The sequence below is a fragment of the Hydrogenophaga sp. genome, assembly GCF_025699295.1.
GTDB lineage: Bacteria > Pseudomonadota > Gammaproteobacteria > Burkholderiales > Burkholderiaceae_C > Hydrogenophaga.
In genome coordinates this window covers 71,938-87,204 of sequence record NZ_JAILWB010000019.1, presented here as the reverse complement: position 1 = coordinate 87,204, position 15,267 = coordinate 71,938, and the positions used below count along the sequence as shown (strand labels likewise).

The following is a 15,267-nucleotide window of genomic DNA, read 5'->3' as shown; positions in this document are numbered from 1 at the left end:
GGGATGCGAAACACCCTTTCGCATCCGCTGGGTAACATACCGCGATGCACATCCTCCTGACCGGTGCGGCCGGCTTCATCGGCGCCCACACCGCCCAGCGCCTGCTGGCGCGGGGCGACACGGTGTACGGCATCGACAACCTCAACGACTACTACGAGGTCGCCCTCAAACAGGCGCGGCTCGCGCGCCTGCGACCCCTGCCCGGCTTCAGCTTCGAGCAGCTGGACGTGGCCGACCGCGACGCCATGGCGCGGCTGTTCAGTGCTCACCGTTTCGACGCCGTGGTGCACCTGGCCGCGCAAGCCGGCGTGCGCTACTCGATCACGCACCCCAACGCCTACCTCGACAGCAACCTCGCCGGCTTCGGTCACATCCTCGAAGGCTGCCGCGCGTGCAAGCCCGCCCACCTGGTGTACGCCTCCAGCTCCAGCGTGTACGGAGGCAACACCAGGATGCCGTTCGAGGAGACCGACGCCGTGGACCACCCGGTGAGCCTGTACGCGGCCACCAAGAAGGCCAACGAGCTGATGGCCCACACCTACAGCCACCTCTACGGCCTGCCCACCACCGGCCTGCGCTTCTTCACCGTCTACGGCCCCTGGGGCCGGCCCGACATGGCCTATTTCAGCTTCACGCGCGCGGTGCTCGAAGGCAAGCCGATCCAGGTCTTCAACCACGGGCAGATGAAGCGCGACTTCACGTACATCGACGACATCGTCGAAGGCGTGCTGCGCGTGCTCGACAAGCCGGCCACACCCGAATCAACGGGCGCCGCGCCCTACCGCATCTTCAACATCGGCAACCACGACCCGGTGCCGCTGATGGACTTCATCGGCTGCATCGAGCAGGCGCTGGGCCGCGAGGCGATCAAGGAATTTTTGCCGATGCAGGACGGCGACGTGCCCGCCACCTACGCCAGCACCGAGGCGCTGCAACGCTGGGTGGGTTTCGCGCCGTCCACGCCACTCAGGGACGGCATCGAGCGCTTCGTGCGCTGGTACCGCCAATACCACCAGGTCTGATCCACCCGGTCTGAAGCCCTGGGTTCTCACGCGACCAAAGACAAGGCCCGCCAGAGGCGGGCCTTGAAAGAAGGGGCGCGCAGGGCGCCGCTCAGATCAGGTAGCTGTCCAGGCTCTTGCCCGAGGCCAGCACCGCACGCACCCATTCGGGTTTGCGGCCCGGGCCACCGGCCCACAATTCGCCATTGGGGCCGCGGTATTTGGCCGGTGCGCCCGACTTGGATTTGCCCGCCTTCTTGCCGCCCGATGCGCCACCGAGATCCGCCGTGGTAATGCCGAATTGCTTCATCTTGGCCTTGATGTCGGCAATCACGGAAGCGAGTTCGTCCTTGCGCGCCTGCTCGGCCTGGGCCATCAGATTCTGCGCTTGGGCCATGAGTTCGGAATAACTTGCCATGAATGTAATCCTTTGAATATGTGATCCCTCCGGGAGATCGGAGAGCTGCCAACGATGCAGGGCCTATTCTAATCCGGGAAGGCTCCAGCGGCGCAGTTCGTCGGGCAATTCGGCCTGCAGTTGCAGCGTGGTTTTGGTGACAGGATGTGTCAATTGCAAACGCCATGCGTGCAGGAACATCCGTTTCAATCCCGCGCGGCTCAATTGGCGATTGAGTTCGAAATCGCCGTATTTGTCGTCCCCCGCAATGGGATGGCCAGCGCTGGCCAGATGCACGCGGATCTGGTGGGTGCGGCCGGTCTTGATGGTGACCTCCAGCAGGGAGAACCCCTCAGGCACCGAGGCGATCTGCGCCGAGGGCGCAGCCAGGCGTTGCGCCACCTTCACCAGCGTCACGGAGCGCATGCCGTCGGGGTCGTCCTTGCCGGTCACCTTCACCCGGCGTTCGCCATCTGGCAACAGGTACTTGTGCAAGGGCTGATCGAGCACCTTCAGGCGCGCCGGCCAGGCGCCTTTGACCAGTGCCAGATAGGTTTTCCCGGTTTCCCGTTCGCGGAATTGATCCTGCAGGGCTTTCAGCGCGCTTTTTTTCTTGGCCAGCAGCAGCAGGCCACTGGTTTCGCGGTCGAGCCGGTGCACCAATTCGAGAAAGCGGGCCTGCGGACGGGCCTGGCGCATTTGCTCGATGACACCGAAACTCACACCACTGCCGCCATGCACCGCAACACCGGCAGGTTTGTCAATGGCGAGAAAGGCATCGTCCTCGAACACGACCGGAAATTCGCGCGCCGGGGCGGGGTGGGCGGCCTTCTCTTCAATGCGTTCGGAAAGCCGGATTGGTGGAATGCGCAACAGGTCACCGGTTTCGACGCGGTCGTCGGCGCTCACGCGACCCTTGTTGCGGCGCACCTCACCCGACCGGATGATGCGGTAGATATGGGATTTGGGCACGCCCTTGAGCGCGCGGATGAGGAAGTTGTCCAACCGTTGCCCCGCTGACTCTTCGTCAACCGCAATGTGTCGGACTTCCCCCGAAGACGGGTTGCTGGGCATGGCTGCGAATAAGACCACCACGGAGGGCGGGGAGCTGACTATAATGCGCGACACCCATCGTGTGCCGTAAGTGATTGATTTGCCTTGAATTTAGGGCGATCACCCAAGGCAGACGGCGCAGCTTGCAAGGCAAGGCGCTCCACGGGGGTTGGTTGCCACCCGCAGCACCCGGGTCTGGCGCCGAAAGCCTGATGCATATCCAGGCAAGGCGACAGGCCGGTTGACGCTTCGGGCGAATCCGCTGAAGCATAACGAACCCGAATACGGAATACCCCAATCGTCCAGCCCGCACAACGTGGCTGGACGAGGACAAAGTGAAACCAGAGTGAGACGCCCCGGATCCATGTCGATGACAGCCATCTGGCCCTTCCTGTTCACCCACCTCCACGCGCCTACGCCCTGACCTGGCGGCTCGACGCGGCACCCCGGTGCCCGCTTGTGCCATACGCCTCCCCGAACCGCGGGTCAACGGCTCTCCGGCAATTCCTCCCCCCGTTCGCGCTTTCCGCTGATTCACGGCAGGTTGGCACCTGGGCCACTGGCCTGGGCGTCCTTGTGTTTGAACGAAGGAAACGCATCATGAAGCGCATGCTGATCAATGCCACGCAGGCTGAAGAACGCCGCCTGGCCATCGTCGACGGGCAGAAGCTGCTCGACTACGAAATCGAAATCGAAGGGCGCGAACAGCGCAAGGGCAACATCTACAAGGCGGTCGTCACCCGGGTGGAGCCCTCACTGGAGGCCTGTTTCGTCGACTACGGCGAGGAGCGCCACGGCTTCCTGCCATTCAAGGAAATCTCCCGCCAGTACTTCACCGCCGGTGTGCCGGTCAACCAGGCCCGCATCAACGACGTGATCAAGGAAGGCCAGGAGCTGCTGGTCCAGGTCGAGAAGGAAGAACGCGGCAACAAGGGCGCGGCGCTCACCACCTTCGTGAGCCTGGCCGGCCGCTACGTGGTGCTGATGCCCAACAACCCGCGCGGTGGTGGCGTGAGCCGTCGCATCGAGGGCGAGGACCGCCAGGAACTCAAGCAGGCACTGGACCAGCTCGAGTACCCCAACGGCATGAGCATCATCGCGCGCACCGCCGGCATCGGCCGCGATGCCGCCGAACTGCAGTGGGACCTGAACTACCTGCTCAAGCTGTGGAACGCCATCGATGGCGCCGCGCAGGGCGGCAAGGGCGCCTACCTGATCTACCAGGAATCCAGCCTGGTGATCCGCGCCATCCGCGACTACTTCAACAGCGACATCGGCGAGATCCTGATCGACACCGACGACATCTTCGAGCAGGCGCACCAGTTCATGAGCCACGTGATGCCCGAGCACGGGCACCGCGTGAAGCGCTACCGCGACGACGCGCCGCTGTTCTCGCGCTTCCAGATTGAACACCAGATCGAAACCGCCTACAGCCGCACGGTGAACCTGCCTTCGGGTGGCGCGATCGTGATCGACCAGACCGAGGCGCTGGTGGCGGTGGACGTGAACTCCGCGCGCGCCATCAAGGGCGGCGACATCGAGGAAACCGCGACCCGCACAAACCTTGAAGCTGCCGACGAAGTGGCGCGCCAGGCGCGCCTGCGCGACCTGGGTGGCCTGGTCGTGATCGACTTCATCGACATGGAAGAGTCGAAGAACCGGCGCGAGGTCGAGAACCGCCTGCGCGACGCGCTGCGCCAGGACCGCGCGCGCGTGCAGTTTGGCGCCATCAGCAAGTTCGGCCTGCTCGAAATGAGCCGCCAGCGCCTCAAGCCCATGCTCAGCGAGGGCGCCTCCATCCCCTGCCCGCGCTGCGGCGGCTCAGGCCACATCCGCGATACCGAGAGTTCGGCGCTGCAGATCCTGCGTGTCATCCAGGAAGAGTCGCTCAAGGACAGCACGGCCGCCGTGCTGGTGCAGGTGCCGGTCGAAGTGGCCAGCTTCCTGCTGAACGAGAAGCGCACCGAGATCACCAAGATCGAACTCAAGCAGCGCATCAACGTGCTGCTGGTGCCGAACAAGTCGCTCGACACGCCGAACTACAAGCTCGAACGCCTCAAGCACGACGACCCGCGCCTGGACAATCTGGACGCGAGCTACAAGATGGCGGAGGAAGTGGACGACGTGGCCAGCTTCACGCGCCGCAGCCAGGAGCGCACCAACAGGCAGGAGCCGGTGATCAAGGGCGTGCTGCCCGACGGCCCGGCCCCCGTGGCCGCGCCGCGCCCCGAAACGCAAGCCCCCGCGCTCGCACCCGCTGCCACCAGCGCGCCCGCAGCGGCCCGGCGCGCGCCTGCGGCCCCGGTTCCCGCACCAGCCGAAAAGGGCTTCTTCGGCTGGCTCAAGAGCCTGTTTGCAGCCGATCCGGCGCCGGCCAAGCCGACCAGCGAGGCCGCTGTCACACCCACCGCGAAAACCGGCACACGTGAAGACCGCGCCGAGGGCGGCCGTCGCGATGGTGGCCGCGGCCGCGGTGGCCGTGGCGCTGACGGCCGTGGTTCGCGCGAAGGCCGCGAAGGCGGTGGCCGCAGTGGCGGCCGGAGCGCTGAGGGTCGCTCCTCCGAGACCCGATCCGAAGGCAGCCGGGTGGAGGGCCGTGGCGAAGGCCGCAATGAACAGCGCGGTGAAGGCCGCCGTGGCGAGGGCCGAGGCGAAGGCCGTGGCGAGGGTCGCAACGAGCAGCGCAGCGAAGGCCGTCAGGGCAACCGCCGCGAAGGCGGCCGCCGCGATGCCGCCGCCACGACCGACACCGCCGTGCAGGGCTTGCCGCTGGACGCGGCCCCGGGCGATACGCCCGAGTCCAAGGAAGGCCAGCAGCGCCGCGAGCGCGAACGTGATCGCCGCCCCCGTGGTGAAAACCGCCGCCGCCAGCCAGGCGCCGACGCGGCGGATGCGCCGCGCACCGATATGGCCGATGCCGCGCAGGCCACCGTCGGCGATGGTGAGAATGCACCCGATGCACCACGCGAAGGCGAGGCCGAGAACGGCGCACCCCGCAATGGCAACCGCGAGCGCCGCAGCCGTGACCGGTACGGTCGTGACCGCCGTGAGCGCGGCGCGCGAGAAGACGAGACCGGGAGCGAGGCACCGGTCGCCACCGACGTGGCACCCGCCGACAACACCGTGGTCATGCCAGAACCGGCCGACACCTCGACCTACGAGACGCCGGTGCGCAGTTACTTCAGCATGCCGACGGAACCGGCGATGACCCCGGGCGAAGTCGTGCCCGAGGCACCCGCTCCCGCCGCAGCGCCCGCCGAGGCCCCGGTCGCCGCGCCGGAAACCGTGTCCGCACCTGCCGTGGCGCCCGCCCCGCGCGCGCCAGAGCGTGCCGCCGCTCCCATGGCCACCGAGCAGCCCGCCCGCGGTCTGCCCAGGGTGCAGCCGTTCTCGCTGCCGATCGATGAAATGAACCAGGTCGCCCAGGCCAGCGGTCTTGAGTGGGTCAATTCGAACGCCGAGAAGGTCGCCCAGGTACAGGCCGCCATCGCCGCCGAGCCCAAACCCATTCACGTGCCGCGCGAACCCAGGCCGCCCGTGGTGCTGGACGATGGCCCACTGGTGCTGGTGGAAACGCGCAAGGACCTGAGCAACATGAAACTGCCGTTCGAGAACACCTGATCGCGGCTCGCGCCGTACGGGCGTAAAAAAGCCGGTCGATTTCGACCGGCTTTTTTTTGCATGCCTCGCGACCGGGGTCAGTCCAGCTGCGCGGCCTGCTTCCACGCCGCCCGTGCTGCCACGTCGTCCTCGCGCTCCTCGGCCAGCAGGGCCAGCGCACGCCAGGTACGGCGCAACAGCGCTGGATCAGACAGGCTGTGACTGGCCATGCCCAGCAACTGGGCGGCCTTGCCCCAGAGCTGGCGCTGCATGCAGGCCTGCCCCGCCAGGTACTGCAGGTAGCCGTTCTGCGGCGACTGGCGCTGCACATGCTCCAGCCGCGCCAGGCCGGCGGCGTCCATTCCGGCCAGGCCCGGCTCCAGCGCCAGCACCAGCAGACGCTGCTGCGCCGGCTCCAGTGCCTCGAACCCCGTCCACAGCGGCTCCAGCCAGGACCGCACACGCACGTGGCCACCTTCGCGATCGGGCTCGTTGGCCACGAGCTGGTTGGCGCGCCGCGCGGCGGCCAGCGCCAGCTCGGGCATGGCGCGTTCGGTCGCGTCCAGACTGCCCCAGAACGCGTCAAGTTGTGCAAGGTCGTGGGCTTCGCGCAGGGCGTCCAGCGCCAGTCCGCGCACGATGCTGCGCGAAGCGTCCGGTGAAAAAGCGCGGTGTTTGGCCAGAAGGCGCGCGGTTTCGAGGGCCTCTGCGGTCGCACCACCCAGTCGGGCAATGCGCAACCGCAGCCGCAGTGCCTGGATGCGGCGGCTGGCACCCTGGGGCAACTCGGCCAGCCGCGCGCGCGCGCCGTCGGGGTCGCGGTCTTCCACAGCCCAGTGCACCGCGCGCAACAACGCGCCTTCGTGCGCTTCAGGCACGCTTTTCGAAAGTTCGGGGCTCAGCGCGGCTTGCAGATTTTCGTCACGCCGCTCGCGATTCTGCAGGGACTGCGCGGCCTCTGCCAGCAGCAGGTGGGCCAGCAACTGGAGCTGGTCGCGCCGGGGCCAGTGGCCTTGCGGCACGCCGCGCAACTGATCCAGCGCTTGCTGCGCGGCCGACTGCGCGCGCACGAAACGGCCTGCGAGCTGGTGAGAAAGGGCATCCATGACGGCGGCGACCACCGAACGCTCGACTTGCTGGCTGCGCCAGCGCTTCGCCTGCGCCGGCAGTTCCCGCAGCACCGCGAAGGCGCGCAGTGCCGCGTGCACCAGCACGAAACCCGCGATCAGGCAGAAGGCGACGAAATTGAAGGAGGCATCGAACCGGTACGGAGGCCAGAACAGCGTGAGCGTGGCTTCGTTGTGCCCCACAAGCAGGGCCAGCGCAACCGCCAGCGCGGCCAGGCCGAGCAGCCAGAAGACGCTGCGCATGGCACCACCGGAACCGCCCGCCATCAGCGCCCTCCCGCGGCGGCGGCCAGCGCCGTGAGGGTTTCATCGGGGCGGGGAAGATCGCTGTCCACGAGGTCCTTGCGCAGGCGCGACAGGGTCGCCTGCGCGCTGCTCACGCGGGGCGCGGCGCTGTCGAAGTAGCGTGTCAGCGCGCTCTCGACGGCGGCCAGATCGGCCTGGCTGGCCTGCATGTGCCGGGCCAGCAGGCCCAGGCGGGCATTGAGCAACCGCAGTTTGAGGTTCTCGCGCATGAACAGCGCCTGGTCGGGCGCCAGCAACACCGCCTCGGGTCGGTCGATGCGGCTCACTCGCACGAGTTCGCGACCGCTGCGCGACACATCGGCCCACAGGCGCGCCCAGAAGGCATTCCAGTTGTCCGAGACGCTCTTCCAGTTCAGGCCGAAGCCATCGCCGGTCTCCTGGGCGCTGTCACCAGCGTCCAGCGCAGGCTCCACGGGCGGGGTGGCAGCCGGGTCGGATGCCGGCGCCGCGCGGGTGGCCTTCGCCTTGCCTGCGGGCGTGGCGGCAGCACGCTGCCCCACCTGGTTGAGCAGTGGCCATTCGTCCACCTGCCGGGCCAGTTCGTCGAGCTGCAGGACGAGCGCGGGAATGTCGGCCAGCGACGCCCCCTGAATGCGCCGGATGTCGCGCGCGATCGCTCGCTGCACCGGGTTCAGGCGCGGCTGCGCGGCGCGCGCGATGCGCTGGTCGGCCGCCTGCAACGCCGACACCAGCGGCTGCGCGCTGCCCGTGAGCTGCGCCTGTTGCTGCGCCAGGCGCAGCGCGGACTCGAGGTCCTGCACGAGGTTGTCGTCGCGCGAGCGCGACAGCGAGAGCATGAGTTCTTCCAGCTGGCTGCGTTGCAGGCTGACCTCGGACAGGCGCAACTCCGCCACCGCCAGCCGCGCCTGCAATTCCTGCGTCAGGGCCTCGGCCTGCGCGGCCAGCGTGCGCGCCTCCACCGCCTGGGCGGCGGTGTCCTGGCTGCGGCGCGCCAGTTCCTGCTGGGTGAAACCCAGCTTCTGCCAGAGCAGGCCGGTCAGCACGAGCGCCAGGGCAGCCATCAGCAAGGCCAGCCAGGCGACGATGCCCACACCGGCGCGGCGCACGCTCACGGGTTCGGCCAGCGTGGCAGGCGCAACGGCAGGTGCCGGCGCGGGTGCCGTGGCGGGCAAGGGGTCGGGGGTTTCGGCGCTCATGGTCGGGTCCAGCCCGATTCTAGAGCGCGCACCACGTCGGGCAGCGTGGGTCGGGTCTGCACCACGCGCCCGAAGCCGGCCTGCCGCGCGGCGGTGGCAATGCGCGGGTGCGTCGCCAGCGCGCCCGCGTGTGACCAATCTCGGGTCGGTTGCAGCGCGTGCAGCGGCAGCAATGCTTCAGAACTGCTGAACAGCCAGGCGCTGTCTTCGCCGGTAGCGCTGTCGACCCAGGCCTGCTCGTCCGCCGAAAGCACCGGCACCTGCCTCGCGTAGGCCACGCAGCCCTGCACCTGGGCGCCCGCGGCAACACATTGTTCGATCAGCCAGCCGCGGCCGCTGCCGGGCACCCCCGGTGGATCGGCGGGAGGCAGCCCCAGGGTCGACGCGCCGCGCACGATCAGCACGGTACGACCGGGGCCGACCTGCGATCGCACCCGGGGCCAGAGATGTTCGGAATCAAACTGCCCGGCGTCGTCGTCGGGCGCATCGATGCGCCCGACCGGCAGACCCATTGCCGCGAGGGCCTGCGCGAGCTGGCGCGCGGTGCCCGGACCGGGCGCCCAGAAGCGCGTGCGGCTGGACGCTGGCGGAGCGCTCACGCCGCGGGCGAAGAAATGCTGCACCGCCGCCGTGCTGACGAACAGGATGGCGTCGGCCTGCGCCCAGTGCGTGCGCCAGTGGTGCAGCGTGGCGAGGTCGTCGGGCGACGGTGGTTCGGTGATCTGGATCAGTGGCAGTGCGTGCGCGGGCCAGCCCTGCTCGCGCAGGGCGCTGACCCAGGTGGCCGCCTCGGGCGCCGGCCGCGTGACCACGAGCCGCTCCAGGCGGATCGCTCCAGCGCTCCGGTCGCCCCCGCCGGCCACGGTTCAGGCCCCTGCGTCGGGTGGTGGTGGCACCGCACCCGCCGCGCGCAGCGCGAGGGCCACGCGTTGGCCGAGCGCCTCGGCCTCGTCCAGGCTCTGAACATGGGCATTGCCACTGGCCCGCACCACCGGCTGCACGCCGTCGGGATCGCCCCAGGCCGCTTCGAGCGAGAGGCCTCCCGCGGGCAGCCAGTCGGCGTACGCAGCCAGAGGCATGGAGCAGCTGCCCCCCATGGCGCGCGAGACCGTGCGCTCGGCCGCCACGCGCAGCCATGTCGGCAGGTGCACCAGGGGGGCCAGGGCGGTGATCAGGTCCGCCCGGTCGGCCCGCACCTCGATGCCGAGTGCGCCCTGCCCTGCGGCCGGCAACGACTCGGCGGCGTCGAACACATGGCGGATGCGCGCGCCCAGGCCGAGGCGCTTGAGGCCTGCGGCGGCCAGCACGATGGCGTGGTAGCCCCCCTCGTCGAGCTTGCGCAGTCGCGTGTCGAGATTGCCGCGCAGGGGTTGGATGCGTACGTCGTCGCGCCCCAGCCGGTTCAGTGCTTCGCGCAACAGCACCTGGCGGCGCAGGCTGGACGTGCCCACCACCGCATCCGCTGGCAGGTCCGCCAGGCCGGCGCAGTGGGGCGACACCCAGGCATCGCGCGGGTCCTCGCGCTCCATCACGCAGGCCAGCGCAAAGCCGGGTGGCAGGTCCATCGGCACGTCCTTGAGCGAGTGCACGGCGATGTCCGCGCGACCGTCCTGCAGCGCGAGTTCCAGCTCTTTCACGAACAGACCCTTGCCGCCCACCTTGGAGAGGCTGCGGTCCAGAATCTGGTCGCCCAGGGTGGTCATGCCCAGCAGGGTGACGCGGTGACCCAGACCTTCGAGCAGCGCCTTGACATGTTCGGCCTGCCACAGGGCCAGCCGGCTTTCGCGGGTGGCGATGGTGATGGTCAGGAGGGAGGGAGATGGGCGCATTCGGGGTCGGGAAAAGGGGCGCGAAGGGCCGGACGGCGCGGGAATTCCGGTACCCGACTGGTAACCTGGCAGAGCGTCCGGGATGCTAGCATGCCCCGTTTGTCCGCACGCCTGTCCCCCTCCCTACACCGCCCCGACATGAGCCGAACGCCTGCCCGATCCGCTGCCGCATCCACCCCATCGAAGAGCGCCGGACGGGCCGACAAGGACCAGCCCCTGATCGACGACATCCGGCTGCTCGGCCGCATCCTGGGTGACGTGATCCGCGAGCAGGAAGGCCGCGCCGCCTTCGAGCTGATCGAACAGATCCGCCGGCTTTCGGTGGCGTTCCGCCGCCATGCGGACGAGCAGGCCGACAAGGCGCTGAAAAAGCTCCTCAAGGGCCTGAGCGGCGACCAGACCGTGAGCGTGATCCGCGCCTTCACCTACTTCAGCCACCTGGCCAACCTGGCCGAGGACCGGCACCACATCCGCCGCCGCGCCGTGCACGAACGGGCCGGCGAACTGCAGGAAGGCAGCCTGGCGCGCACGCTCGAGCGCCTGCGCGCGGCCGGCATCGCGCCGGCCGAGGTGGTGCGCACGCTGGCGCGCAGCCACATCTCGCCGGTGCTCACCGCGCACCCCACCGAAGTGCAGCGCAAGAGCATCCTGGACGCCGAGCGCGCGATCGCGCGCCTGCTCACCGAACGCGACGACCCGCAACACCTGCCGCGCGAGCGCGCCGACAACGAGGCCCGGATCCGCGCGCGCGTCACCCAGCTCTGGCAGACCCGCCTGCTGCGTTTCACCAAGCTCACCGTCGCCGACGAGATCGAGAATGCCCTGAGCTACTACGAAGCCACCTTCCTCACGCAGATCCCGCGCCTGTACCGCGAACTGGAGGAAGGCCTGGGTGAAGGCGATGGCGACGCCACCATTGCACCCTTCCTGCGCATGGGCCAGTGGATCGGCGGCGACCGCGACGGCAACCCCAACGTGACCGCGCCCACGCTCGAACTCGCACTGCACAGCCAGGCCGACATGGTGCTGCGCCACCACCTCACGCAGTTGCACCACCTGGGCGCCGAGCTCTCGGTCTCGGCCATGCTGGCCCGCGTGAGCCCGGCCATGCAGGCGCTGGCCGAGCGCTCGCCCGACACCAACGCCCACCGCCAGGACGAGCCCTACCGTCGCGCCCTCACCGGCATGTACGCGCGACTGGCCGCCACGCTCAAGACCCTGACCGGAGGCGACGCGGCCCGCCACGCGGTCGCACCGCAGGACCCCTACACCCATGCCGGCGAGCTGCTCGACGACTTGCGCACCATCGAGGATTCGCTCAAGACGCACCACGGCGCGGCACTGGCGCGCGCGCGCCTGCAACCGCTGATGCGCGCGGTGCAGGTGTTCGGCTTTCACCTCGCCACCGTCGATCTGCGGCAAAGCTCCGACAAACACGAAGAGGTGGTGGCCGAGCTGCTCGCCATCGCGCGCATCGAACCGCACTATTCGCAGCTCGACGAAGCCGGCAAGCGCGCCGTGCTGCTGCGCCAGCTCGACGATGCACGCCCCCTGCGCGTGCCGGGCGCGAGCTACTCGGCGCACACGCAGGGTGAGCTGGCCATCTTCGAAACCGCGCGCAGCGGGCGCGCGCGCTTCGGTGCGCAGGCGATCCGCCACGCCATCATCAGCCACACCGAGACGGTGAGCGACCTGCTGGAAGTGCTTCTGCTGCAGAAGGAAACCGGCCTGATGCGCGGCACGCTGCACGACGACGCGGTGTGCGACCTGATCGTGGTGCCGCTGTTCGAGACCATCGAGGACTTGCGCAACGCCGCACCCATCATGCGCGACTACTACGCCCTGCCGGGTGTGCGCGCCATGGTCCAGCGCGGCGCCGCCGACGGCTACTGCGAGCAGGACATCATGCTCGGGTACTCCGACAGCAACAAGGACGGCGGCATCTTCACCAGCAACTGGGAGCTGTACCGCGCCGAGACCGCGCTGGTCGGGCTGTTCGATGCGCTGAACCAGGGCAGCCCGCAGCCGATCCAGTTGCGCATGTTCCATGGCCGTGGCGGCACCGTCGGGCGCGGTGGTGGCCCGAGTTTCCAGGCCATCCTGGCGCAGCCCCCGGGCACGGTGCGCGGGCAGATCCGGCTGACCGAACAGGGTGAGGTGATCGGCTCCAAGTACGCCAACCCCGAGATCGGCCGGCGCAACCTGGAAACGCTGGTGGCGGCCACGCTGGAGGCCACGCTGCTGCAGGCCACCCGCGCCGCGCCCAAGGCCTTCCTGGCCGCGGCCGACGAACTCTCGCGCGCAAGCATGGCGGCCTACCGCGCGCTGGTCTACGACACACCGCGCTTTGCCGAGTACTTCTTCGCCGCCACGCCGATCCGCGAAATCGCCGAGCTCAACATCGGCTCGCGCCCGGCCTCGCGCAAGGCCACACAGAAGATCGAGGACCTGCGCGCCATCCCCTGGGGCTTCAGCTGGGGCCAGTGCCGCCTCACGCTGCCGGGCTGGTACGGCTTCGGCTCGGCGGTGCACGCCTTCCTGCACCGCGATGGCCCCAAAGGCGTGGCCACGCAAAAGGCCTTGCTGCAGAAAATGGTGAAGCAATGGCCGTTCTTCAGCACCCTGCTTTCCAACATGGACATGGTGCTGGCCAAAAGCGACCTGGCACTCGCCTCGCGCTATGCCGAACTGGTGCCCGACAAGCGCCTGCGCAACCAGGTGTTCAAGGCGATCGAGGCCGAATGGCAGCGAACCGCCGACGCGCTGACACTGATCACCGGTGTGAAGCAGCGCCTGGTGAACAACGCCGCGCTGCAGCGCTCGATCCGCCACCGTTTCCCGTACATCGACCCGCTGCACCATCTGCAGGTGGAGCTGGTGCGACGGCACCGCGCGGGCGACCAGGGCGCCAACGTCGACGATCGCGTCAAGCGCGGCATCCACATCTCGATCAACGGCATCGCAGCCGGCCTGAGAAACACCGGATAGCCGCACGCCGGCAAGGCCAGGCGCCCAAACCTACAATGTGCCGGTGACCCAACTGATCAACGTCGACCTGCATTGCCACTCCGTCCTCTCGGATGGCACGCTCACGCCCGAGGCGCTCGCGCAGCGTGCCCGGACCAACGGCGTGGAGCTCTGGGCCCTGACCGACCACGACGAGCTCGGCGGCCAGGACCGCGCGATCACCGCGGCGCGCGCCGCCGGCCTGCCCTACCTCACCGGTGTCGAAGTGTCGGTCACGTTCGCGGGCGTCACGGTGCACATCGTCGGGCTGGGCATGGACCACACCAACCCCGCATTGCTCGCGGGCCTGCAGGCCACGCGCGGCGGACGCGAGCAGCGCGCGCGTGAGATGAGCGACGGTCTCGCGCGCGTGGGCATTCCCGGCGTCTATGAAGGCGCGCTGAAGTTCGTCGGCAACCCGGATCTGATCTCGCGCTCGCATTTCGCGCGCTACCTGGTCGAGATGGGCGTGTGCAAGGACATCAGCGAGGTGTTCCGCAAGTACATCACCGAAGGCAAGCCCGGCTTCGTGCCCCACCGCTGGGCATCGCTGGGCGATGCGGTGGGCTGGATCACCGGTGCCGGCGGCGTGGCGGTGATCGCTCACCCGGGGCGCTACAAGTTCACTGCCACCGAGGAATACGCGCTGTTCACCGAGTTCAAGGCCCACGGCGGCCAGGGCGTGGAGGTGATGACCGGGGCACACGGCCAGGCCGATTACGCCAAGTACGCGGGCTTCTGCCAGGAGTTCGACCTGCTCGCCTCGCGCGGCAGCGACTTTCACAGCCCCGAGGAAAGCCACACCGACCTGGGGAGCCTGCCCTACCTGCCCGGCAGCGTCACGCCGGTGTGGGAACTGCTGCAGCCGCGCATCCTTCAGTAATGGCGACCCCGGCGCACTACAAGCCCGCTCAGGCGGCGCTGGGCATTGGGTTCCTGGTACTTGCCACAGCCTGCTTTGCCGTGCTCGACACCACGGTCAAGTACGTCGGGGCCTTCGTGCCGGTGCTCATGGCGGTGTGGTTCCGCTATGTGTTCCATGCCGTGGTGGTCACTGCGGTCATGCTGCCTCTGCGCGGGCGCAGCCTGGTACAGACGGCGCACCCGCGCTTCCAGTTGCTGCGCGGCAGCCTGCTGCTGACGGTCAGCGCGCTGTCGTTCGTGGCCCTGCAGTACATGCCGGTGGGCGAGTTCACCGCCATCGTCATGATCACGCCACTGGTGGTCACGCTGCTGGCCGCGCTGTTCCTGCGCGAGCGCGTCACCTGGCCGCGCTGGCTGCTGGTGGCTGGCGGCTTCACCGGCGCCCTGCTCGTGGTGCAGCCCGGTAGCGACGTGATCGGCTGGGCCAGCCTGCTGCCGCTGGTGATGGTGTTCACCTACGCCTGGTTCCAGATCCTCACCAGCAAGATGGCCCGCACCGAAGACCCGATGACCATGCACTTCTACACCGGCTGGGTCGGGGCCTTGCTGGCCAGCCTGGCACTGCCGCTGGTGTGGCAGGCCATCCCCGACGCCACCACCTTCGCGCTGCTGTGCCTCATCGGCCTCATGGGCACGGTCGGCCATTTCCTGCTGATCCTGGCGTTCGCGCGCACGCAGGCCTCCACGCTCACCCCTTATCTGTATGGCCAGATCGGTTTTGCGATGTTCTGCGGCTGGCTGGTGTTCGGCCACGTCGCGGGGCAGCTCGAACTCATCGGCATCGTGCTGATCGTGCTGTGCGGCGCCACCGCCAGCTGGCTCACCGCACGCGACCGGCGCCTGCCGGTGGAGCAGCCTGAAGCCTGA

The 15,267-nt window shown here is 68.7% G+C and carries 11 protein-coding genes; 5 read left to right on the top strand and 6 right to left on the bottom strand.

Annotated features, from left to right (window positions below; genetic code table 11):
- Nucleotides 1–44 precede the first annotated feature (44 nt).
- Nucleotides 45–1,022, top strand: a complete 978-nt coding sequence (locus K5880_RS18865) for an NAD-dependent epimerase (RefSeq protein ID WP_297655946.1) — start codon at nt 45–47, stop codon at nt 1,020–1,022.
- 91 nt (nt 1,023–1,113) lie between these two features.
- Here K5880_RS18865 and K5880_RS18860 read toward each other — a convergent pair whose 3' ends face one another.
- Together K5880_RS18860 and K5880_RS18855 are read right to left on the bottom strand one after the other, a co-directional pair.
- On the bottom strand, nt 1,114–1,419 hold the full coding sequence (locus K5880_RS18860) for an H-NS histone family protein (protein ID WP_297655944.1): 306 nt from the start codon (nt 1,417–1,419) through the stop codon (nt 1,114–1,116).
- Nucleotides 1,420–1,482: 63 nt separating this feature from the next.
- Nucleotides 1,483–2,472 carry an RluA family pseudouridine synthase gene (locus K5880_RS18855; protein ID WP_297655941.1) on the bottom strand — a complete coding sequence of 330 codons (990 nt, stop codon included), beginning with the start codon at nt 2,470–2,472 and terminating at the stop codon, nt 1,483–1,485.
- Nucleotides 2,473–3,051: 579 nt separating this feature from the next.
- Between K5880_RS18855 and K5880_RS18850 the strand changes: the two genes are divergently transcribed.
- Nucleotides 3,052–6,072, top strand: a complete 3,021-nt coding sequence (locus K5880_RS18850) for an Rne/Rng family ribonuclease (protein ID WP_297655937.1) — start codon at nt 3,052–3,054, stop codon at nt 6,070–6,072.
- Between the two features lie 77 nt (nt 6,073–6,149).
- On the opposite strand, the gene K5880_RS18845 is transcribed toward K5880_RS18850, so the two are convergent.
- From K5880_RS18845 to hemC, 4 genes are read right to left on the bottom strand one after another with little or no spacing between them, the layout of a single operon-like run.
- Entirely contained in the window at nt 6,150–7,445 is a 1,296-nt protein-coding gene (locus K5880_RS18845) for a heme biosynthesis HemY N-terminal domain-containing protein (protein WP_366883241.1), read from the bottom strand.
- Nucleotides 7,445–8,641, bottom strand: coding sequence for a uroporphyrinogen-III C-methyltransferase (locus K5880_RS18840; protein ID WP_297655934.1), 1,197 nt, complete (start codon nt 8,639–8,641; stop codon nt 7,445–7,447). The genes K5880_RS18845 and K5880_RS18840 overlap by 1 nt, the downstream gene beginning before the upstream one ends.
- Nucleotides 8,638–9,504, bottom strand: a complete 867-nt coding sequence (locus K5880_RS18835) for a uroporphyrinogen-III synthase (protein WP_297655932.1) — start codon at nt 9,502–9,504, stop codon at nt 8,638–8,640. The genes K5880_RS18840 and K5880_RS18835 overlap by 4 nt, the downstream gene beginning before the upstream one ends.
- Before the next feature lie 3 nt (nt 9,505–9,507).
- The gene (gene hemC, locus K5880_RS18830; RefSeq protein WP_297655929.1) at nt 9,508–10,470 is read right to left on the bottom strand and encodes a hydroxymethylbilane synthase; all 963 of its coding nucleotides are present in this window, start codon (nt 10,468–10,470) and stop codon (nt 9,508–9,510) included.
- Nucleotides 10,471–10,608: 138 nt separating this feature from the next.
- On the opposite strand from hemC, the gene ppc reads away from it, so the two are divergent.
- Genes ppc through K5880_RS18815 form a run of 3 tightly spaced genes read left to right on the top strand, consistent with a single transcriptional unit; the run spans nt 10,609 to nt 15,267 of the window.
- Nucleotides 10,609–13,458 (top strand): phosphoenolpyruvate carboxylase, encoded by a 2,850-nt coding sequence (gene ppc / locus K5880_RS18825; protein WP_297655925.1) that lies wholly within the window; start codon nt 10,609–10,611, stop codon nt 13,456–13,458.
- A gap of 43 nt (nt 13,459–13,501) precedes the next feature.
- Nucleotides 13,502–14,359, top strand: a complete 858-nt coding sequence (locus tag K5880_RS18820; RefSeq protein ID WP_297655922.1) for a 3',5'-nucleoside bisphosphate phosphatase — start codon at nt 13,502–13,504, stop codon at nt 14,357–14,359.
- A complete protein-coding gene (locus K5880_RS18815) occupies nt 14,359–15,267 on the top strand; it encodes a DMT family transporter (protein WP_297655920.1) in 909 nt (302 codons plus the stop codon). Before K5880_RS18820 ends, K5880_RS18815 begins: the two co-directional genes overlap by 1 nt.

Coding starts and splice junctions, on each gene's coding strand:
- K5880_RS18865 (WP_297655946.1), top strand. CDS start 45: ATGCACATCCTCCTGACCGGTGCGGCCGGCTTCATCGGCGCCCACACC.
- K5880_RS18860 (WP_297655944.1), bottom strand. CDS start 1,419: ATGGCAAGTTATTCCGAACTCATGGCCCAAGCGCAGAATCTGATGGCC.
- K5880_RS18855 (WP_297655941.1), bottom strand. CDS start 2,472: ATGCCCAGCAACCCGTCTTCGGGGGAAGTCCGACACATTGCGGTTGAC.
- K5880_RS18850 (WP_297655937.1), top strand. CDS start 3,052: ATGAAGCGCATGCTGATCAATGCCACGCAGGCTGAAGAACGCCGCCTG.
- K5880_RS18845 (WP_366883241.1), bottom strand. CDS start 7,445: ATGGCGGGCGGTTCCGGTGGTGCCATGCGCAGCGTCTTCTGGCTGCTC.
- K5880_RS18840 (WP_297655934.1), bottom strand. CDS start 8,641: ATGAGCGCCGAAACCCCCGACCCCTTGCCCGCCACGGCACCCGCGCCG.
- hemC (WP_297655929.1), bottom strand. CDS start 10,470: ATGCGCCCATCTCCCTCCCTCCTGACCATCACCATCGCCACCCGCGAA.
- ppc (WP_297655925.1), top strand. CDS start 10,609: ATGAGCCGAACGCCTGCCCGATCCGCTGCCGCATCCACCCCATCGAAG.
- K5880_RS18815 (WP_297655920.1), top strand. CDS start 14,359: ATGGCGACCCCGGCGCACTACAAGCCCGCTCAGGCGGCGCTGGGCATT.